This window comes from Longimycelium tulufanense, from assembly GCF_014645795.1.
GTDB lineage: Bacteria > Actinomycetota > Actinomycetes > Mycobacteriales > Pseudonocardiaceae > Longimycelium > Longimycelium tulufanense.
The window spans coordinates 1-19,902 of record NZ_BMMK01000010.1 but is presented as its reverse complement, the minus strand read 5'-3'; the positions used below and the strand labels follow the sequence as shown (position 1 = coordinate 19,902).

Sequence of the window (19,902 nt, the reverse complement as noted above, 5' to 3'; positions counted from 1 at the left end):
TCCTTAACCCGGCTGAGGTCCCGGCCCCTCACCTTAAGGTGCCGACACCGGAGAGCGGACCCTTCCGGGGTCGGTGCAGCGACGCTCACCTTGCGTTGTGTGGCACGGTCACGGGCTCGTGGGGGCCCGGATGCGCCACCCGCTGCGATGCCACGCGTGTCGTGATCTTCACGGGATAGCGCCGTGGCCGCCGCATCGGTCCACAATGGATTTTCGGGTTCTGTCGGGGGAACCGGGGCGGGTCGCCCGGACCGCGACCCGCCCCGGCAGCCCTCGGTCGTCGGGTCAGTTGATGGTCGTGGTGGTCAGCGGCGGGTTCGGGTCCGGGTAGCAGGAGACGGGAGCGTCGACCGTGATGATCGATGCCTGGATGGTGGCCGTGAAAGTGAGGCCCGGATCGTCGTAGCCGGTGCCGCCGAGCTTCGACTCGATGGTGCCTTCGGCACCCGCGGTCAGGTCGAGGCGCAGGGTCGGTAGCTCGATGTCCGCACCGCCCTTGATCGGGCCGGCCACGGAGATCACGACCTCGTCGCCCTCGCGTGCGACCGTGGGGGTGCTGTTGAGTCCGGCGCCACCGGACAGCCCCGCGGAGACGTAGCTGGAGTTGGTCGGGATCGGGACGTGGAGCCTGGCGTTCCTGACCTCCTTGACGGTGAAGTTCCCGACCGTGTCGGGGACCTTGTTCGGTGCCGGGTCGTGCACGACGGTCAGCGCGCCGCCGGCGGAGACGCTCTCCGGTGCGGTGGCGGTGAGGTCCTGGGTGAGGGTGAACTCGACGGTGCGGTTCATGGCGCTGCCCTGGCACTTGTAGGTGGCGGTCGTGGTGGTCGCCGCCGACGCAGGGATGGTCAGCGCGGTACAGGGGAGGAGGGTCAGGGCGGTCACGACGCCGGTCGTCACGGTACGTGTGGTCCTCATGGTTGACCCCGCTTCGTGCGTTCTCACCGATCCGGCGGCGGGTGAACCCGAGTTTTTCTCACAAGCTGCCACTCGGCAATGGTCCGGTCGGAGGCCAACCGAGGGGTGATGTCGATGGGCGCGCCGGGTCAGGCGGAGCGGTTCTGGGCCGGGACCCGTGCGGCGGCGTAGCGCTGGAGCACGACCTCGGCGACCTCGGGGTCGGGCCCGAGGGGGTCGGCGAGCAGGACGTCGGGGTCCGCTTCCAGGGCGCGCGCCCGGACCCGGTCCGGCAGCAGGCCGGGGGCCAGGAACCAGGACCCGACGGCGATCCGGCGTGCCCCGCGCGCCCGCAGCCGGTCGATCGCCGCCGGGACGTCCGGGTCGGTCGCGGCCGCGAACGCCGCCGTCACCCCGGCCCAGCCGGAGCCCTCCTCCCAGCGCCGTGCCACCGCGGCCACCGCCGCATTCGCCGGCGGGTGCGAGGATCCCGCGCCGGCCAGCACGACACCCAGGTCCTGCTCGCCGGCCTCGGCCCCGGCCATGGCCAGCCGGCGCAGCGCCGCCGACTCCAGGCGCGGGTCCGGCCCCAGTACGTCCGAGACCAGTACCTCCAGCCGCGCTCCGCGCGCGGTCGCCTCGGCGACCGCGCCCGGCACGTCCACACGCGCGTGGTAGGCGCGCCCCAACAACAGCGGCACCACCACGACCCGCCGGTGCCCCTCGGCGGCGACCGCGGTCAGCACATCGACCAACCGCGGGGCGGACAGGTCCAGGAACGACAACCGTACGTCCAGGCCCGGCCGCAGCGCCCGTACGACCTCCAGCAACTCGGCCACGGTCGCGGCCGACCGCGGATCGCGGCTGCCGTGCGCGACGGCCACCAACGGCGGGGTCACAACACGCCTGCCAATCCGCGGGCCCGCAGCACCCGCCGCTCCACGGGCCGGAAGGCCAGCAGCTCCACCCCGATCCCGACGAGCAGGATCATCAGCACCGCCGCGATCACCTGCGGCATGTCGCTCAGCGCCTGCCCGTTGTGCAGGAACGCGCCCAACCCCAGACCGAGCTGCGGCGAGGTGGCGATCAGCTCGGCCGCCATCAGCGACCGCCACGAGAACGCCCAGCCCTGCTTCAGTCCCGCGAGATAGCCGGGCAACGCGGCCGGCAGCAGGACATAGCGGGCGGCCTGCCAGCGGTTCGCCCCCAACACCACGCCCACCCGCGGCAGAATCGGCGGTATCTGGTCGATTCCGGCCACCAGGCCGTTGGTGATCGAAGGCACCGCGCCGAGCAACACCACCATGTAGATCGCGGCGTCGTTGAGGCCGAACCACAACACCGCCGCGGGAACCCAGGCCACCGAGGGCAAACTCTGCAGTCCGGTGATCAGCGGGCCGACGGCGGCGCGCACCACCCGCATCTTCGCCACCAACAGACCGAGCGGGGTGGCGATCACCAGCGCGATGAGGAAGCCGAGCACCGCCCGATGCACCGAGGTCCACAGGATCCCCAGCGCCTCGCCGGTGTGCAAGCGCCCCCAGAACACCTCCCACACGGCCAGCGGCGCCGGCAGCTTGTACTCCGGCCAGAAGGCGGCCGCCCACAGCGCCTGCCACGCCCCGAGGAACACCGCCACCGCGACGAGTGGGGGGAGCACCGCGCCGAGCACGCGCCGCCACCCCGCGCGGCGCCGCCGCACCACCGGGGCGTCCAGCGCGTCCAGGCCGGCCTCGACCGCGGCGAGGTCCCGGGATGCCGGGTTCGGGTCGGTGACCGAGCCATCAGGCTGCGGCATGGCTGCTGATCACCTCCCGCAGCCGTGCGTTGACCTCCTCGACCACCGCCAGCTCCGGGGCGCCGTGCAGGCCGTCGACCACCCACTCGCCGGCCACCCGCCCGGGCCGGGACGACAACAACACCACCCGCTGGCCGAGCCGCACCGCCTCCCGCACGTCGTGCGTGACGAACAGGACGGCGGTACCGGTGGCCCGCCATATCCGCAGCAGCTCACCCTGCAGCACGTCCCGGGTGATCGCGTCCAACGCGGCGAACGGCTCGTCCATCAGCAGCAGGCCCGGCTCATCGGCCGCGGCGGTGCCCAGGGTGGAGGCCAGCGCCCGCGCCAGCGCCACCCGCTGCCGCATGCCACCGGACAACTCGTGCGGCCGCTTGCCGGCGGCCTCGCCCAGCCTGACCAGGTCCAGCAGCTCGGCCACCTGGCGCCGGCGCTCCGGCCGGCGCTGTCCGGCCAGCTTCAACGCCAGGTCCACGTTGCGGGCCGCGGTCAGCCACGGCATCAGCGCCGCCTCCTGGAACATCACCGCCGGCCGCGCCGACCGCGTGCTGATGACACCCGCGGTGGGCTGCTCCAGGCCGGCGACCAGGTTCAGCAGCGTGGTCTTGCCACAACCGGAGGCGCCGAGCAGGCACACGAACTCCCCGGGCGCGACGGCGAGGTCGACCCCGTCCAGCGCGGTGACGGCCGCCCGGCCGTGACCGAAGACCTTGTGCACGCCGGTGAGGCGGACGGCGGGCGTGGTGCCGGTCCGGGTGGCGGCGATGTCGAGCGTGGCGGTCATCTGCGGTCTGCCTTCCTCCACGAGCGCGGGTCCTACTTCCTGTCCAGCCCGGCGGCGTCGACCAGCGAGCGGCCGCCGGCCTGCAGCACCGTGTTCAGCGGACCGAGGTCGACGAACCCCTTCAGGTCCGGCACCGTCCGGAGCACCTTCGCGGTCACCGAGTCCCTGGCCAGCCGCGGGAACGTGCCGGCCAGCGGGTCCGGGGTGAGCTCGATGCCGGCGAAGGCGCGCTCGAGCACCGGCCGGGGAAGCTCCTTGCCGGTGACCTTGCGCAACACGTCGTTGACCAGGGCCTGCGCCTGGTCCTGATGGCTGGCCGCCCAGTCCATCGCGGCCAACTCCCCGCGCATCAGCGCCGCCACCGTCTGCGGGTGTTCCTCGAGGAACCGGGTGCGCGCGACAACGACGGTCGTCGGGAACCGCCCGCCCGGCCACAGGTCCTTCTCGTCCACCAACACACGCGCCCCCGCCTCGACGACCAGCCGCGAGGCCCACGGCTCGGGCAGCCACGCGGCCTGCACGTCACCGTTGCGGAACGCGTCGAAGGTCTGCGGATTGTCCGCGTTGGTGAGCCGGACCTCGTCCGCGCCGTTGCCCACCGGGAGCTTGCGGTCCGACAGCCACCGCTTCAGCGCCACGTCCTGGGTGTTGCCCAGCTGCGGGGCGGCGACAACCTTGCCGCGCAACTGGTCCGGCCCGGTGATCCCCGGCGTGGCCACCAGCTGCGCCCCGCCCGACGTCGACCCGGCGACCACCCGGATCGACTCGCCATCGGACCTGGCGAACGCGTTGATGGCCGGTCCCGAACCAATGAAACCAATGTCCAACGAACCCCCCAGCAACGCGCTCACCTCCGCCGGGCCGGCGTTGAACACCTGCGTGGTGAGCTTGGTGTCGCCCAGCTCCCTGGCGAAGAAGCCCTTCTCCACCCCGATGAGCGCGGGCGCGTGCGTGACGTTGGGGAAGTACCCCAACCGAACCTCGGCCGCCGGGCCCCTGTCGACCACCGGGCCCTCGGCAACGCCGCGGTCGGCGCGGGTGCAACCGACCGCGGCGAGCAGCGGGACGACGAGGAGGAGCGTCAGGCCACGCAGACGGTGGGCGAGGCGCACGGAAACTCCTTACGGGCCAGGCGAGACGAGGTCGTCGGCATCCAGCACGGGAAGCGGGGCGCCGACCAGGCCGGCGGCGAGGGTGTCGCCGTTGGCGGCGTCGATCACCAGGAACGAGCCGGTGCGGCGGTTGAGTCGGTAGGGATCGACCGGTAGCGGCTCGGCGGTGCGTACCCGGACCCGCCCGATCTCGTTGAGTCCCAGCTGTTCGGGAGTGTCCGAAGTGGACAGCTTCTGCTCGTCGAACCGGGCCGTCAGCTCCGTGACGATCGCCTGCACGGTGCGGGTGCCGTGCTTGACCAGCACCCTGGCGCCGGGCCGCAACGGCTTCTCGGCCAGCCAACACAGCGTGGCCGAGAGCTCGTCGGACAGCTGCGGTGCGGTGTGGGCGGTGATGAGGTCACCCCGGGTGATGTCCAGGTCGTCGGCCAGTAGCAACGTCACCGAGCGGCCCGAGCGGACCTCGGGCAGTCGGCCGTGGGGGGTGTCGATCCCCACGACCCGGGTGCGCTGGCCGCCCGGCCAGACCGTGACCTCGTCGCCCTCGCGGACTCCACCCGCTGCCACCTGGCCCGCGTAACCGCGGTAGTCGGGGTGCTCGGGGGTGCGGGGCCGGATCACGTACTGCACCGGGAACCGGAACGGCGCGTCGTGCGGATCGACCTTGACCGGAACGGTTTCCAGGTGCTCCAACAACGTGGGACCGCTCCACCACGGAGTGTTGGCCGAACGGTCCACCACGTTGTCCCCGTGCAGCGCGGACAGCGGGACGGACAGCAACGCCCGCTCTGGATAGCCCAGCGCGGTGGCGTGTGCGGTGAACTCCTTGGCGATGACGGTGAAGGTCTGCTCGTCGTAGCCGACAAGGTCGATCTTGTTGACCGCCAGTACCAGACGCGGCACCCCGAGCAATGCCAACACCGCCGCGTGACGACGGGTCTGCTCGACGACGCCCTTGCGCGCGTCCACCAGCAGGATCGCCAGCTGGGCGGTGGAGGCCCCGGTGACGGTGTTGCGGGTGTACTGGACGTGGCCGGGGGTGTCGGCGAGCACGAACTTGCGTCGAGCAGTGGCGAAGTAGCGGTAGGCGACATCGATGGTGATGCCCTGCTCCCGCTCCGAACGCAGCCCATCGACGAGTAACGACAGGTCGGGTCCGGCCAGGCCCCGGTCGGCCGAGGCCCGATGCACCGCGTCGAGCTGGTCGGCCAGTACCGACTTGGTGTCATAGAGCAGGCGTCCCACCAGCGTCGACTTGCCGTCGTCCACGCTGCCCGCGGTGGCCAACCGCAACAGGTCAGTCATCAGAAGTACCCCTCCCGCTTGCGGTCTTCCATCGCGGCCTCCGAGAGCCGGTCGTCCGCGCGGGTGGCGCCGCGCTCGGTGAGACGGGAGGCCGCCACCTCGGCGATGACCTGCTCGATCGTTGCCGCATCCGACTCCACCGCGCCCGTGCAGGAGCCGTCGCCCACGGTGCGGTACCGCACCGTCCTGGTCACCACGTCCTCGCCGTCCCGGGGACCGCCCCACGGCCCCGAGCTCAGCCACATCCCGTCACGGCGGAACACCTCCCGCTCGTGCGCGTAGTAGATCGACGGCAACGCGATGTCCTCCCGCGCGATGTAGTTCCAGATGTCCAGCTCCGTCCAGTTGGACAACGGGAACACCCGCACGTGCTCACCGGCGCGGTGCCGGCCGTTGTAGAGGTTCCACAGCTCCGGGCGCTGTCGGCGCGGATCCCACTGCCCGAAGGCGTTGCGCAGGCTGAAGATGCGCTCCTTGGCGCGCGCCCGCTCCTCGTCCCGCCGGCCACCGCCGAACACGGCGTCGAACCGGTGTTCACTGATCGTGTCCAGCAACGGCACGGTCTGCAGCGGGTTGCGGGTGTTGTCCGGTCGCTCGGTCAGCCGGCCGTCGTCGATCCAGTCCTGCACCCTGGCCACCACCAGTCGCGCGCCCAGCCGCTCGACCAGGTCGTCGCGGAACCGCAACACCTCATCGAAGTTGTGCCCGGTGTCGACGTGCAGCAACGGAAACGGAACCGGCGCCGGCCAGAACGCCTTACGCGCCAGGTGGACCAGCACGGTGGAGTCCTTGCCACCGGAGAACAGGATCACCGGCCGGTCGAACTCGCCCGCCACCTCCCGGAAGATGTGGATCGCCTCGGACTCCAACGCCTCCAGGTGATCGAGCGCGTCGGTGGTCTGGGTCGCCGTCACTGGTCGCTTCCTCTCCGGCCAACTTCCTGCGCGGGTAACCGCATCCGTGGGTCTGCCGCGTGCCGCGGCCCTCGTCCCGTCATCCGTGCAGTCCGCACTCGGTCTTCGCCCGTCCGGCCCACCGCCCGCTGCGCGGGTCCGCACCCGGCGCGGGCTTGGCGGTGCAGGGCGCACAGCCGATCGACGGGTATCCGGCCGGAACGAGGGGATTCACCAGCACGTTGTGTTCGGCGACGTAGGCGTCCATGTCCTCGTCGGTCCACGCGGCGAGGGGGTTGACCTTCACCAGGCCGTTGCGCTCGTCCCAGCCCACAATCGGGGTGTTGGCGCGCGTCGGGGCGTCCACCCGGCGAACGCCGGTGACCCAGGCGTCGTAGCTGGACAGGGTGCGGCGCAGCGGAACCACCTTGCGCAGGAAGCAACAACGGTCCGGCTCGCGCTCGAAGAGTCGTGGACCCTCCGCGGCGTCCTGTTCGGGCACGGTGCGATCGGGCAGCGCGTTGACGATCTGGACGGGGTACGTGCTCGCCACCGCGTCCCGGGTACCGATGGTCTCCGCGAAGTGGTAACCGGTTTCCAGGAACAGGACCTCGACCCCGGGCCTGGCCTTGGCGGCCAGGTCCACCAGGACCGCGTCCTGGAAGTTGGAGGCGACGATCCAGCGGTCGCCGAAGGTGCGGGCGGTCCAGGCGAGCGCCTCCTCGGCGGTGGCGTCGGCCAAATCCCGCGCGGCCTGCTCGGCCAGCATCCGCAGTTCCTCGCGGCTCCGGCCCCGCCGCGCGGGCTCGTTCGTCGCGGCAGGGCGCACAGCCGCCGCATCGTCGGTGGTGGGGGCGTGTGCGGTCAGGGTGCGAAGATTCGGCACCGCACTCTCGGGAACGCTCATCCGGACACCTCCGCGCGAGGTGAATTTTTCTTTTCAACGATCTGATCGTCCGAGCCCGTCCGGCCCAGGACAAGGCCGAGCATGCGGACGGCGAAAACCCGCCGACAGGCCCCGCAAAGCCAGCCGCCGCGCGGTTTGCCCGAATCCCTGCCCGCGTCCAGTTCCTCCGGGGGCACGGGCCGAAGATCCTCGTCCCCGCAGTAAGGGCAGTAGAACGGCGTGGCCCTGCCCTCGGGGCTCGCTCCCGAGTCGCTCATCGCAGATCCGCCTCCTCCGCGCGGGCCACCCACTGTGCGAACCGCTCGCCGTCATTGCGTTGGGCGGAAAAGCGTCGCACGATGCGCTCCACGTAGTCGGGCAGCTCGTCTGCGGTCACCTTGAGGCCACGTAGCTTCCGGCCGAACCCGGCGTCCAGACCCAGCCCGCCGCCCAGGTGCACCTGGAAGCCCTCCACCTGTCGGCCCTCGGTGTCGGTGACGATCTGGCCCTTCAGCCCGATGTCGGCAACCTGGATGCGGGCGCAGGAGTTGGGGCAGCCGTTCAGATGCACACTCACCGGAGTGTCCAATGTGGACTGTACGTCGGCCAGCCGCTCCTCCAGCTCGGCGACCAGCGTCGCGGCCCGGGCCTTGGTCTCGACGATGGCCAGCTTGCAGAACTCGATGCCGGTGCAGGCCATCGTGGCGCGCCGCCACGGCGACGGGTGTGCCGCCAGGCCCAGCTTGTCCAGCTCGGCCACCAGCGAGTCCACCTCGGACTCCTCGACATCGAGCACGACCAGCTTCTGCTGCGGCGTCAGCCGCACCCGGCGGGAGCCGATCCGCTCCGCGGCCTTGGCCACGCCGACCAGGGTCGAGCCGGACACCCGCCCGGCGACCGGCGCGACCCCCACGTAGTAGCGGCCGTCCTGCTGCTTGTGCACGCCGATGTGGTCGACCGGGACCGCCGGCACGTCGGGCGCGGGCCCGTCGATGAGCCGGCGTCCCAGGTACTCGGTCTCCAGCACCTCGCGGAACCGCTCCGCACCCCAGTCGTTGACCAGGAACTTGATCCGTGCCCGGTGCCGCAGCCGGCGGTAGCCGTAGTCCCGGAAGATGCTGATGATGCCGGCCCACACGTCGGGCACCTCGTCCAGCGGCACCCACGCGCCGAGCCGCTTGGCGATCATCGGGTTGGTCGACAGGCCGCCGCCCACCCACACGTCGAAGCCCGGCCCGTGCTCGGGGTGCACCACGCCCACGAACGAGACGTCGTTGACCTCGTGCGCCACGTCCGGCAGGCCGGAGATCGCGCTCTTGAACTTGCGCGGCAGGTTGGAGAACGCCTTGTCCCCGATGAAGCGGCGCTTGATCTCGTTGATCGCCGGTGTGCCGTCGATCACCTCATCCGCGGCGATTCCCGCCACCGGCGAGCCCAACACCACCCGGGGCGTGTCACCGCACGCCTCGGTGGTCGACAGGCCGACCGCCTCCAGCCGCTCCCACAGCGTCGGCACGTCCTCGATCCGGATCCAGTGGTACTGGATGTTCTGCCGGTCGGTGATGTCCGCGGTGTCCCGGGCGTAGTTCTGCGACAGCTCGCCGACCACCCGCAGCTGCTCGGTGGTGAGCTGGCCGCCGTCGATCCGCACCCGCAGCATGAAGTAGCGGTCGTCGAGGTCCTCCGGCTCCAGCACCGCGGTGCGGCCGCCGTCGATGCCCGGCCGCCGCTGCGTGTACAGGCCGAACCAGCGGAAGCGACCCCGCAGGTCAGCGGGGTCGATCGAGTCGAATCCGGCGTGCGCGTAGATGGTTTCGATGCGCGCCCGGACGTTCAGGCCGTCGTCGTCCTTCTTGGAACGCTCGTTGGGGTTGAGCGGTTCACGGTGTCCTAGCGCCCACTGACCCTCGCCGCGACGGCGCTTGGTCCGGGTGGGGGCCGTCGGGGGAACCATCTGGCGACCTCCGGGTTTCGTGACGCCGGTGCGCGCCGTCGAAGCCCCTGGTCACAGGTGGGGGATCGTCCGCCGGCGCACCCGCGCCGGCTGGGACAGATCAGGCCACGGCGGCGGGTTACCCCGTCCGCCGGCACATGGCGCTGGACACCCGCCGGTAGTCGATGTGGCGGCGGGCCACGAGGCGGATGTCGAGCGCGGTCACGGCAGCAAGGGTGCCACCCGTCCCAGAGGTCGTCTAGCACCGTTCGAATGCTGGGACACTGGTGTCGTGCCCTCTACACTCCCGCCGGGCGACCCGGCTCCACCCGACGGGCGACTCCCGTCGAGCGCCCTCGGCGGCCTGGGCGACCGGCCGTTCGGGATCTACGTGCACGTGCCGTTCTGCGCCGCACGCTGCGGATACTGCGACTTCAACACCTACACGCCGGGCGAGCTGGGCTCCTCGGCATCGCCGGAGTCGTGGCTGGAGGGCCTGCGCCAGGAACTGGACCTCGCTGTCCGCGTGCTGGGAACGCCACCGCCGGCCGACACCGTCTTCGTCGGCGGTGGGACCCCGTCACTGCTCGGTGTGAACGGGCTCACCGCGGTGCTGGACACGATCCGGTCAACCTTCGGGCTGGCGTCCGGCGCCGAGGTGACGACGGAATCCAACCCGGAGTCGACCTCCGCCGAGTTCTTCGTCGGGATCAGGGCCGCCGGCTACAACCGGGTCTCGCTGGGGATGCAGTCGGCCGCACCACACGTGCTGCGCGTCCTGGATCGCAAGCACACTCCCGGGCGCGCGGTCGCCGCCGTGCGGGAAGCACGGGCGGCCGGCTTCGGGCACGTCAACCTGGACCTGATCTACGGGACACCGGGGGAGACCGAGAACGACCTCCGCGCTTCGCTCGACGCGGTGCTCTCGGCCGGGGTGGACCACGTCTCGGCATACGCGCTGATCGTCGAGGAGGGCACCGCGCTGGCCCGCCGGGTCTCGCGCGGCGAGCTGCCCGCGCCGGACGACGACCTGCTCGCCGACCGCTACGAATTGATCGACGACACGCTGGGCGCGGCCGGCCTGGCCTGGTACGAGGTGTCCAACTGGGCGGCCTCGCCGGCCGCGCGGTGCCGGCACAACCTCGGCTACTGGCTCGGTGGCGACTGGTGGGGCGCCGGCCCCGGCGCGCACAGCCACGTCGGCGGCGTGCGGTGGTGGAACGTCAAGCACCCGGCCCGCTACGCCGCCCTGCTCGCCGACGGCGTGTCGCCGGCCGCGGGGCGGGAGACTCTCACCGACGCCGAGCGCCACGAGGAGCGGGTGTTGCTGGAGCTGCGCCTGGTCGAGGGGCTCCCGCTGTCCGTGCTGGACGACGCGGGCGCGACCGAGGCCGAGCTGGCCGCTCGGGACGGCCTGCTGGACCCGACGGCGATGGCCGTCGGCCGCTGCGTCCTGACCCGGCCCGGGCGCCTGCTCGCCGACTCGCTCGTCCGTCGCCTCGTCCCCTGACCTTCCTCCGTTGCGCGGACCGCTCGCGGTACCAACCCTGACCGGTGGGGCTAGCGAAGCAGATCGAGGTCGAACACCCGGACGTGGATCACGCGGCGTTGCTGCAACGCCGCCCGCACGGCCCGGTGCAGCCCGTCCTCCAGGAACAGCTCGCCGTGCCAGTGCACCACGTGCGGGAACAGGTCGCCGAAGAACGTCGAGTCCTCGGTCAGCAACCGGTCCAGCTCCAGCACCCTCTTGGTGGTGACCAGGTCGTCCAGCCGTACCTGGCGGGGCGGGATCCGGGCCCAGTCCCGCGCGGACAGCCCGTGCTCGGGGTAGGGCCGGCCCTCACGCACGTCCCTGAAGATCACGGTTCGCTGGCACCTCCCGGCCGCGTGGGCTCGACCCCGACCCGATTCCCGGGCAGCCTAGAGGGTGCGGCTGGGTACGCTCCTCACCCGCCGCGGCCGGCCGCGGCGGCCCTTCCGGCCTGCCCGGCTCACTAGACTGGCCGGTAGGGCCCGGTACGTGCGCGACAGGTAGCAGGAGGTGACGCCGTTGAACGCCGAGGAACGGCGCTTCGAGGTCCTGCGTGCGATCGTCGCGGACTACGTCTCGACCCAGGAGCCGGTCGGCTCCAAGACCATCGTCGACCGACACAATCTCGGTGTGTCGAGCGCCACCGTGCGCAACGACATGGCCACCCTCGAGGAGGAGGGCTACATCACCCAGCCGCACACGAGCGCGGGCCGCGTCCCCACGGACAAGGGCTACCGCGTCTTCGTGGACCGGCTCGCCGAGCTCAAACCGCTGTCGGCCGCCGAGCGGCGGGCGATCCGCGGCTTCCTGGACGGGGCGATCGACCTCGACGACGTGCTGCGGCGCAGCGTCCGGCTGCTCGCCCAGCTCACCCGGCAGGTCGCGGTCGTGCAGTACCCGACGCTGACCCGGTCCACGGTGCGACACCTGGAGGTGATCGCGCTCACCCCGGCCCGGCTCATGCTGGTGCTGATCACCGACACCGGCCGGGTGGACCAGAAGATCGTCGACCTCGGCGACGTGATCACCGAGGACGGTGTCGCCCGGCTGCGGACGGTGCTGAACGCGGCGATGGTCGGCGAGCGGCTGCCGGAGGCGTCCGCCCGCATCGCCGAGCTGCCCGAGGAAGCCCCGAACGACCTGCGGGACCACCTCACCCGGGTGGTCACCGTGCTCATCGAGTCGCTGGTCGAGCACCCCGAGGAACGGCTGGTGCTCGGCGGCACCGCCAACCTGACCCGCAACGCCGCCGACTTCCCCGACACCCTCCGGCAGGTGATGGAGGCGCTGGAGGAGCAGGTCGTGGTGCTCAAGCTGCTGGCGGCGGCGCGGGAGGTGGCACACGTCGTGGTGCGCATCGGCGGGGAGAACGAGCCCGCCCCGATGCGCAGCACCTCGGTGGTGTCCATGGGCTACGGCCGGCCCGGGGCCGTGCTCGGCGGCATGGGGGTCGTCGGGCCGACCCGGATGGACTACCCGGGCACCATGGCGGCCGTGCGCGCGGTCGCCACGTACGTGGGGGAGATCCTGGCCGGGCGCTGACGCCCGGGCCAGGGCAGGAACGTGAGAGCGCCGCGCGCCGGCGACGGGCGCGGCAGGAGGACTGGAGACCGTGGCGAGGGACTACTACGGCACGCTCGGGGTGCGGCGGGACGCCACGCCCGAGGAGATCAAGCGCGCCTACCGGAAGCTGGCTCGTGAGCTGCACCCCGACGTCAACCCCTCCGCGGAGGCCCAGGATCGCTTCAAGGAGGTGTCCACCGCCTACGAGGTGTTGTCGGACCCCAAGAAGCGGCAGATCGTCGACCTCGGCGGCGACCCGATGGAGGCTGGCAACGGCGGTATGGGCGGTGCCGGCATGCGCGACCCGTTCGCTGGCTTCGGCCTCGGCGACATCATGGACGCGTTCTTCGGCTCGGCCACCAGCCGCGGTCCCCGCAGCCGGGTGCAGCCCGGCTCGGACGCGTTGATCCGGCTCGAGCTGACCCTGGAGGAATGCGCCTCCGGGGTGCAGCGCGACATCACCGTGGACACCGCGGTGCTCTGCGATGCCTGTGAGGGCGCCGGCTGTGCGCCGGGCACCGGCCCGCAGACCTGCGACACCTGTGGCGGTCGCGGCGAGGTGCAGTCGGTGCAGCGCTCGTTCCTCGGGCAGGTCGTCACCGCCCGTGCCTGCCCGGTGTGCCGCGGCTTCGGTGAGGTCATCCCGGACCCGTGCCAGCAGTGCGGTGGTGACGGCCGGGTGCGCTCGCGGCGCACCATCTCGGTCAAGATCCCGGCCGGGGTCGGCGACGGCATGCGGGTCCGGCTGGCCAGCCAGGGTGAGGTCGGTCCCGGTGGTGGCCCGGCCGGCGACCTCTACGTCGAGGTCGAGGAGCTGCCACACGAGACGTTCACCCGGGACGGCGCCGACCTGCACTGCACGCTGCGGGTGCCGATGACCGCGGCCGCGCTGGGCACGGTGCTGCCGCTGCAGACGCTCGACAGCACCGAGGAACTGCGCCTGGAGCCGGGCACCCAGCCGGGCACCGAGGTGGTGCTGCCGGGCAAGGGGCTGCCGCGGCTGCGCTCGTCCGGCCGCGTCGACGGCCGCGGCGACCTGCACGTCCATCTCGACGTGGTGGTGCCCGCCAAGCTCGACGCCCGGCAGACCGAGCTGCTGCGCGAGCTGGCCACGCTGCGCGGTGAGGAGCAGCCGGAGCTGGCCTCCAACGGCAGGGTCGGTGGCGGCCTGTTCTCCCGGCTGCGCGGCTCGTTCGGGCAGCGCTGAGGCGCGCGATGTCCCTTCCGGTGTTCCTGGTCGAGCGGCTGCCGGCCGGGACGAGCACCGTGCTGGACGGCCCGGAGGGGCGGCACGCCGCCACCGTGCGCCGGCTGCGGCCGGGGGAGGAGCTGCTGCTCTCCGACGGGCGCGGCGGGCTCGCCCACTGCGTGGTCGGCACCGCCGAGCAGGACTCGCTCGGGCTCGACGTCACGCGGACGTGGACCGCGCCGGCGCCGCAGCCGGGCGTGGTGCTGGCGCAGGCGCTGGTGAAGGGGGACCGCGGGGAACTCGCGGTCGAGCTCGCGACCGAGGCCGGGGTGGACGTGGTACTGCCCTGGCGCGCGGCACGGTGCGTGGTGCGGTGGGACGACGGGCCGCGCGGGGCGAAGGCGCTGGCGCGATGGCGGTCCACCGCGCGGGAGGCGGCCAAACAGGCGCGCCGGGCGTGGCTGCCCGAGGTTGCCGAGCCGGTGAGCACCAAGGGGCTGGCCGAGGCGGTGCGGGCGGCGGCAGGGGCGCTGGTCCTGCACGAGGCGGCCACCACCTCGATCGGGCAGGCGCGGTTGCCCACCGAAGGTGACCTGCTGGTGGTGGTCGGACCGGAGGGCGGGATCACCGAGGCGGAGCTGGCCGCGCTCGTCGAGGCCGGGGCGCAGCCGGTGCGACTGGGACCGACGGTGCTGCGGGCGTCGACGGCCGCCACGGTTGCGCTGGGTGCACTCGGCGTGCTTACCCGCAGATGGGAGCGGTAGCGGCGCCGGTCAGGTGCGGGGTGGATGTGGCCCGGGGCGGACCCGTACGGACGGTCGCATGTGGGGCACCGAGCGGTGTGCAGTGATCCGAATGGGTTACCACTGGTCATCGCGATCGGGGTAGCGCTACGCTCAGTCGCCGACGGCGCGAATTTCTCCGTCGCGATGCGCAACCTCGCGGCGGGTCGTTCGTTAGCCGGAGTGCCCCGGGCGAACAACGCCCGGCGGACCCGTCGGACACCTCCCCCCTCGGTCCGGCGGTCAGCGCCGCGGCGGGGTGACCCCCAGGCCCCGCCGCGGCCGCCCGGGGCTCAGGGTGCCCACTGGTGAGTGGGCCGGGGGTGGCCGCTCCGTGTTTGGTGGGGCCGAGCCCCCACACCCCACGACGGGGGCTGCGCCCCCGGGCCCCGCTCGGTTCGGCTGTTCTGGCGCCGAGTGCTCTGTGTGGACCTGCTGGTTATGGGTGCGCGGTGGCGCTTCGCGCGCGGCGCCTGAGAGTGTCCGCCCGCACTGGGGAACCGGTTTGACGTGCTTTGTGTCATTCGGCTGGGTCTGGTAGCTGGGTGGAAGACGCGGTTTTCTCCCTCGGTTCAAGGGAGAACGCGGTTGGCGTGCTCTGGTGCCGGGCCCCGAGGGTTGGTTTCTCCAGCGCCATGTTCCGGTGCGCGCTGTGAGGTCTCTGGTCTCCGGGGTGGATGGGAAAGTGCGCTGCGGAGACGGAGGGCGGCGAGCGCCGCGTCGCCTATGTCGAGGATCATGATGATGGTCCAGATGGCCATTCCGACGAAGAGGGCGCCGGCTCGGTCGAGGTCGAAGGCGGCCAAGGCGGCGCCGCCGGCCAGGAGGGCCAGTCCAATGGCCCACTCGCCGAGCCGGAGCGGCAGTTCACGCACCTTGCGGCGGGCCCGTTCCCGGGGCGTGTCGGGTTCGGCGGGCGCGTGGCCCAGCCGGCGACGCACCCAGCGGTCGAGTGCGTGGAGGTGGTGCTTGCCGGAGACGGCCGCAATGGCGACGGCCACGGCGGCGAGCACGTGCGCGATGGTCGCTGGGTTGTGTTGTGCGAGGTCGAGTGCACCGGAGACGAGCAAAACCACCTGGGTGCCCGCCGCGAGCAGCAGTAACGCGGCGCCGGCGCGCGGGGTCCGGAGCAGGTAGCGGGTGAGCAACCCCGCGAGCAGCAGCGCCCAGAAGGCGACCTCGCAGGCCAGCACGATGGTCAGGAACACGGTTCCCCCAGTTTTAACACGACTGTGTTGCAAACACAGGTATACCACGCATGCCGCACACTTGTGCTGGAAAAGGGCCAGCACGAGAGGACGGTGCGCATTGCCGAAGGTGGTCGACCACGAGGAGCGGCGGCGCGAGCTCGCCGAGGCCGTGTGGCGTGTGGTGCTCCGCGACGGCATCGAGGAGGCGTCCGTGCGGAGCGTCGCCGCCGAGGCCGGCTGGTCGACCGGCTCGCTACGGCACTACTTCCCGACCCAGAGCGCCCTGCTGAAGTTCGCCATGCAGGTCGCCGCCGGCAGGTTCGCCGCCCGCGTCGAGCCGCTGCGCGCCCACCCCGATCCCCGCTACGTCCTCCGCGCGGTCTGCCTGGAACTGCTCCCGCTCGACGAGCAACGCCGCGCCGAGATGGCCGTGTGGCTCTCCTTCTACTTCCGGGCCCGCCTCGACGAGAGCCTGCGCGACGTCGAGTTCGAGATGTCCGACGGGCTGGTCAACCTCTACCGAAGGATGCTCACCCGGAACCGGGACACGGGGAACCTTCGGCCCGGTATCGACGTCGACCGCGCCTCCCTGGGGCTGGAGGCCTACATCGACGGCCTCGCCACCCACGCCCTGTACCACCCGGACCGCTACGACAACGACACCCTGGTCGCCCTCGTCGACGAGCACCTCGCCACGCTGCTCGTCGCGCGTGATCCCGCCAGCTCCGGGGCCGGCGCGACGCATTAGCCTGCGAGCATTGCGTTTCGATCGGATTACAGGGCTGTTTGCGCAGCTAGATCTAGTGTGGCTCGCCCACTTGCAGGTTGTATCATGATCGTACCCAGCCAAAACCCATCCTTTTCAGGATGATCACGGGGGTGCGAGATGGGTCGTCCACCGCTCGATATCGGTACCCATGGCAAGATCAACACCCGCTGTGAGACACCCGCAGGTGTCACACCCGAGAAGTGGCGGGCCTACACCAACTACCGCGACAACGACGGGAAGACCCGCCAAGTCGAGCGGTGGGGACCCACGGAGAACAAGGCCCTCAACGCCCTTAACAGGGCACTCCGGGACCGCGCCGGACGTAGCGGTACCCGGCTAGCCAGGAACAGTCGGTTCGCCGATGCCGCCAAGATCTACATCGAGCAGATCCGGGCGAAGCGCAAGCCCACCACCTACGACAACTACAACTGGTTCCTGGAGGAAGTCGTCCTGCCCGCCGTCGGCCAGCTCCTGCTCCGCGAGATCACCCCGGCACGACTCGACGACCTGATCGACGACCTGCGCGACAAGCGGGACTTCAGTACCTCATCCCTCCGCAACGTCCGCATCGTGCTCCGAGGGGTCCTGCAGGTCGCCGTCCGTAGAGAGATCCTCGCGCACAACCCGGGCCGCGACATGAGCCGCATCGAGGGTGGTCCCCGATGTAAACCCCGAGCACTGACCGCCGAGCAGCTGGCCGACTTCCTGACCAAGCTCGACGCCGACGAGCGGGCTGTCGCGCAGGACCTGCCTGACCTGCTCCGGTTTCTCTTCGGAACTGGTGCTCGAATCGGGGAGGCGCTCGCGCTGCGCTGGTGCGACTGCAACCTCACCGACGACCCGATCACGATCGGCGACCAGACCATCCCACCGCGGTCGATCTGGATCAACGGCAACATCGTGCGCGTCAAGGAAGTGGGTCTCGTCCGGCACGACGGCAAGACCTTCGCGGCGAACCGCGTTGTCGGTCTGCCAGACTTCCTGCACACGCTGCTGCTGGTCCGCAAGGACCTCACCGCCGCCGATGAGGAGCCGGTGTTCCCCTCCGGGGTGCTGACCTGGCGAGACCCGCGCAATGTGGGGACTGCCATCCGACATCTGCGGCAACGCATCGGATACCCGGACTTCACGAGCCACGTGGCGCGCAAGACGGTCGCGACCACCCTGGACAGGTCGGGCCACACGGCTCGGCAGATCGCTGACCAGTTGGGGCACGCCAACCCGTCGATGACCCAGAACGTGTACATGGGTCGTGGTCTGGCCAACCCGGAGGCACCGAAGGCACTCGACGCTCTGCATCGGCAGAAGGAGTCAGCGTAGAGGAGGGGCCGGCGCTGGAGCGCGAACAGTCACCAGCCGACCCCATCACCCCACATGCCGCACCCATCCGGGGTAGTGGGGCCTGGCGCGCGGATCAACCGTTCGATCACGTCGTGAGCGAACAAACGGTAACCCAGGACGACTGGCGGTTACATGTCGTGGTTGGGCAGCTACGGCCACGACACGGGTTGGCGATTGGTAGGTGGCTGCTCCATCCGACTGATCTTGTTTTCCGTTCAATATCTGTCTCGATCAATCGAATGGATGGCTCGTTACGCGGGGTGTAGTAGTGAGACAGCACACATACGGGGCACCAGGAAACCACCGAACGCAAAGGAAAGGCTCAGCTAACTCCACCATCTGGCGGGATGCCGCCGCCATACGAACCAGAAGGGGAGTCGCCGTGAACACAGAAAGTGATCTCGAAAGAAACGTCGCGGATGCGATCGCCAACGAGGCGATCAAGTCGATGTTGCGAGCGCACGGTGAACTCGACGACGACACCGAGGTCCAGATGGTGCTGATCACTCGGACCGTCTCTCGGGGTAGGGAAGACGGCGAGGATGTGGCTCGCTACGTGCACTGGTATCCCAACGGCGAGGTGGACCACAGGACCAAGATCAGAATCCTGGCGATCGCGCTTCACACCGTGACGGAGGGGCTCGATGTCTGCTAGCTCCTTGCGTTGCGCCGAGGCTGCGGCTTGCGCGACACCTTCTCCTCGTACACCTCTTCTTGCGGGCCGGTGGACAGTCGTCGCTCAGTCACCTCGCGAGGACCGGCGGCGGGGCGTGCATCCGGTCCCTCTGTGTTGAGCATGCCCTCCACGATGACCTGCAGTGCCTGTCGCTGTTCCTCGGTGAGCTGGGAGATCATGTTCGCCAGGCTGCGCTGAGACACCGTAGGGCGCCCGCGGTGAGGCGTTGGAAGATAGCGATCCGGATCTTTGCCGCCGAGCCGAAGGGCCTCGCGGGGGTCGAGTCCCACGACACGGGCCGCAGCGACGATGTTCGCAGGCTCCGGATTGGCGGGTTCCCGCTTCGCGCCCCGGTATCCGCTCTCGATCGCAGACCACGTTGTCACGCTGAACCCCGCGTGCTCCGCCGCCTCGCGCATGCTGTAGCCCGCGCGCTTGCGAGCGGCTTCCAGTTTCTCTCCCAGCGGCCAGTGGTGAGGTTCGCGCTCCTCGGTGCCCATACCGCGAATGATCCCGTAGTTTGCCTGCCCTAACCAATCAGCCAGGCACCTGCCACGTGAACCAAGCACCCGATCAGCGCAACTACGGTCCTAGTGTCTTGCAATGTGACGCTTGTTGACGTAACCTAGCGTCTTATGAAGGACGCCTATCGCCCGTGGGTTCAGCTACGGGTCATCCGAGAGAAGGACGGTCACTCCCAGACCTCGTTGGCCAAGGTCGCAGGGATGTCCCGGGCACTGGTGTGCCGCTTGGAGAACGGGGACCGGAAGCCCAACGCGCGCCATATCGCCCGACTTGCGGGTGCTCTGAAGGTTCCGAAGTCGATGCTTCAGCCAACCCCAAGTGACGCAGACGACGAGGTCATCGACACCTTGGCCGAAGAGCTGGGCATGCCAGCCGAGGCACTGCGGGAGCGGCTACAAACGCTCCTCTTCGGGGCGGGTGAGGCAGCATGAACCCGAACGCCAGTGCCCTACCACAACTGGCCTACTCCACCGTCGACGTCGCCAAGATCCTCGGGCTCACGGACGGTCAGGTACGCAACCTGTGCCGCACCCGAAAGCTCCGTTCGCGGCACACCGGCAAGCAGTACGTGATCCCCAAGTCCGCGATCGAGGAGTACCTGGCCGGCTCCGATGATCCGATCTCGTCGCACGGCGGTGCGGCGTGAATCCCGCCGTCGACCTCGCCGCGTTACGTGCCTTGTCCTGCCGGGTCCAAGTCACAGCGGTGGTGACCGCGACTCCGCCGGA

General features: G+C 70.7%; 23 protein-coding genes. 9 read left to right on the top strand and 14 right to left on the bottom strand.

Annotated elements, in window-relative coordinates; genetic code table 11:
• Nucleotides 1-285 precede the first annotated feature (285 nt).
• From IEY55_RS12285 to IEY55_RS32995, 11 genes are all read right to left on the bottom strand, one after another.
• A complete protein-coding gene (locus IEY55_RS12285) occupies nt 286-900 on the bottom strand; it encodes a cyclase (protein ID WP_229686301.1) in 615 nt (204 codons plus the stop codon).
• 146 nt (nt 901-1,046) lie between these two features.
• Nucleotides 1,047-1,796, bottom strand: coding sequence for a sirohydrochlorin chelatase (locus tag IEY55_RS12280; protein ID WP_189057203.1), 750 nt, complete (start codon nt 1,794-1,796; stop codon nt 1,047-1,049).
• Complete coding sequence (locus IEY55_RS12275) at nt 1,793-2,695, bottom strand: ABC transporter permease (RefSeq protein WP_189057201.1); 903 nt, start codon at nt 2,693-2,695, stop codon at nt 1,793-1,795. The genes IEY55_RS12280 and IEY55_RS12275 overlap by 4 nt, the downstream gene beginning before the upstream one ends.
• Complete coding sequence (locus IEY55_RS12270) at nt 2,682-3,479, bottom strand: ABC transporter ATP-binding protein (RefSeq protein ID WP_189057199.1); 798 nt, start codon at nt 3,477-3,479, stop codon at nt 2,682-2,684. Before IEY55_RS12270 ends, IEY55_RS12275 begins: the two co-directional genes overlap by 14 nt.
• A 32-nt stretch (nt 3,480-3,511) precedes the next feature.
• On the bottom strand, nt 3,512-4,591 hold the full coding sequence (locus IEY55_RS12265; RefSeq protein ID WP_189057197.1) for an ABC transporter substrate-binding protein: 1,080 nt from the start codon (nt 4,589-4,591) through the stop codon (nt 3,512-3,514).
• Nucleotides 4,592-4,600: 9 nt separating this feature from the next.
• The gene (locus IEY55_RS12260) at nt 4,601-5,896 is read right to left on the bottom strand and encodes a sulfate adenylyltransferase subunit 1 (RefSeq protein ID WP_189057196.1); all 1,296 of its coding nucleotides are present in this window, start codon (nt 5,894-5,896) and stop codon (nt 4,601-4,603) included.
• The gene (cysD, locus tag IEY55_RS12255; RefSeq protein ID WP_189057194.1) at nt 5,896-6,810 is read right to left on the bottom strand and encodes a sulfate adenylyltransferase subunit CysD; all 915 of its coding nucleotides are present in this window, start codon (nt 6,808-6,810) and stop codon (nt 5,896-5,898) included. The genes IEY55_RS12260 and cysD overlap by 1 nt, the downstream gene beginning before the upstream one ends.
• Before the next feature lie 79 nt (nt 6,811-6,889).
• Entirely contained in the window at nt 6,890-7,696 is an 807-nt protein-coding gene (locus IEY55_RS12250) for a phosphoadenylyl-sulfate reductase (RefSeq protein WP_189057192.1), read from the bottom strand.
• A complete protein-coding gene (locus tag IEY55_RS32020) occupies nt 7,693-7,953 on the bottom strand; it encodes a hypothetical protein (RefSeq protein ID WP_229686300.1) in 261 nt (86 codons plus the stop codon). The genes IEY55_RS12250 and IEY55_RS32020 overlap by 4 nt, the downstream gene beginning before the upstream one ends.
• Entirely contained in the window at nt 7,950-9,629 is a 1,680-nt protein-coding gene (locus IEY55_RS12245; RefSeq protein WP_189057190.1) for a nitrite/sulfite reductase, read from the bottom strand. Before IEY55_RS12245 ends, IEY55_RS32020 begins: the two co-directional genes overlap by 4 nt.
• Nucleotides 9,630-9,747: 118 nt before the next feature.
• A complete protein-coding gene (locus tag IEY55_RS32995; protein ID WP_373290005.1) occupies nt 9,748-9,834 on the bottom strand; it encodes a putative leader peptide in 87 nt (28 codons plus the stop codon).
• 66 nt (nt 9,835-9,900) lie between these two features.
• On the opposite strand from IEY55_RS32995, the gene hemW reads away from it, so the two are divergent.
• The gene (gene hemW / locus IEY55_RS12240; protein WP_189057188.1) at nt 9,901-11,118 is read left to right on the top strand and encodes a radical SAM family heme chaperone HemW; all 1,218 of its coding nucleotides are present in this window, start codon (nt 9,901-9,903) and stop codon (nt 11,116-11,118) included.
• A 50-nt stretch (nt 11,119-11,168) separates the two neighbouring features.
• Here hemW and IEY55_RS12235 read toward each other — a convergent pair whose 3' ends face one another.
• A complete protein-coding gene (locus IEY55_RS12235) occupies nt 11,169-11,471 on the bottom strand; it encodes a type II toxin-antitoxin system VapB family antitoxin (RefSeq protein ID WP_189057186.1) in 303 nt (100 codons plus the stop codon).
• 178 nt (nt 11,472-11,649) lie between these two features.
• Between IEY55_RS12235 and hrcA the strand changes: the two genes are divergently transcribed.
• The 3 genes from hrcA to IEY55_RS12220 all read left to right on the top strand — a co-directional run bounded on the left by hrcA (nt 11,650) and on the right by IEY55_RS12220 (nt 14,655).
• Entirely contained in the window at nt 11,650-12,681 is a 1,032-nt protein-coding gene (hrcA, locus tag IEY55_RS12230) for a heat-inducible transcriptional repressor HrcA (protein ID WP_189057183.1), read from the top strand.
• A 70-nt stretch (nt 12,682-12,751) separates the two neighbouring features.
• A complete protein-coding gene (gene dnaJ / locus IEY55_RS12225; RefSeq protein ID WP_189057182.1) occupies nt 12,752-13,909 on the top strand; it encodes a molecular chaperone DnaJ in 1,158 nt (385 codons plus the stop codon).
• A gap of 8 nt (nt 13,910-13,917) precedes the next feature.
• Nucleotides 13,918-14,655 carry a 16S rRNA (uracil(1498)-N(3))-methyltransferase gene (locus IEY55_RS12220; protein WP_189057180.1) on the top strand — a complete coding sequence of 246 codons (738 nt, stop codon included), beginning with the start codon at nt 13,918-13,920 and terminating at the stop codon, nt 14,653-14,655.
• 590 nt (nt 14,656-15,245) lie between these two features.
• On the opposite strand, the gene IEY55_RS12215 is transcribed toward IEY55_RS12220, so the two are convergent.
• Nucleotides 15,246-15,881, bottom strand: coding sequence for a hypothetical protein (locus IEY55_RS12215; protein ID WP_189057178.1), 636 nt, complete (start codon nt 15,879-15,881; stop codon nt 15,246-15,248).
• Nucleotides 15,882-15,990: 109 nt separating this feature from the next.
• Here IEY55_RS12215 and IEY55_RS12210 point away from each other — a divergent pair, with 109 nt between their 5' ends.
• The 3 genes from IEY55_RS12210 (at nt 15,991) to IEY55_RS12200 (ending at nt 18,628) form a co-directional block, all read left to right on the top strand.
• The gene (locus tag IEY55_RS12210) at nt 15,991-16,611 is read left to right on the top strand and encodes a TetR/AcrR family transcriptional regulator (protein WP_229686318.1); all 621 of its coding nucleotides are present in this window, start codon (nt 15,991-15,993) and stop codon (nt 16,609-16,611) included.
• A gap of 138 nt (nt 16,612-16,749) precedes the next feature.
• The gene (locus IEY55_RS12205) at nt 16,750-17,952 is read left to right on the top strand and encodes a site-specific integrase (RefSeq protein ID WP_189057175.1); all 1,203 of its coding nucleotides are present in this window, start codon (nt 16,750-16,752) and stop codon (nt 17,950-17,952) included.
• A gap of 403 nt (nt 17,953-18,355) precedes the next feature.
• Entirely contained in the window at nt 18,356-18,628 is a 273-nt protein-coding gene (locus IEY55_RS12200) for a hypothetical protein (protein ID WP_189057173.1), read from the top strand.
• Here IEY55_RS12200 and IEY55_RS12195 read toward each other — a convergent pair.
• The gene (locus IEY55_RS12195; protein WP_189057171.1) at nt 18,625-19,149 is read right to left on the bottom strand and encodes a helix-turn-helix domain-containing protein; all 525 of its coding nucleotides are present in this window, start codon (nt 19,147-19,149) and stop codon (nt 18,625-18,627) included. The two genes, IEY55_RS12200 and IEY55_RS12195, sit on opposite strands and share 4 nt — an antisense overlap.
• Nucleotides 19,150-19,284: 135 nt before the next feature.
• On the opposite strand from IEY55_RS12195, the gene IEY55_RS12190 reads away from it, so the two are divergent.
• On the top strand, nt 19,285-19,605 hold the full coding sequence (locus IEY55_RS12190; RefSeq protein WP_189057169.1) for a helix-turn-helix domain-containing protein: 321 nt from the start codon (nt 19,285-19,287) through the stop codon (nt 19,603-19,605).
• A complete protein-coding gene (locus tag IEY55_RS12185) occupies nt 19,602-19,820 on the top strand; it encodes a helix-turn-helix domain-containing protein (RefSeq protein WP_189057167.1) in 219 nt (72 codons plus the stop codon). Before IEY55_RS12190 ends, IEY55_RS12185 begins: the two co-directional genes overlap by 4 nt.
• The last annotated feature ends 82 nt before the right edge of the window (nt 19,821-19,902 follow it).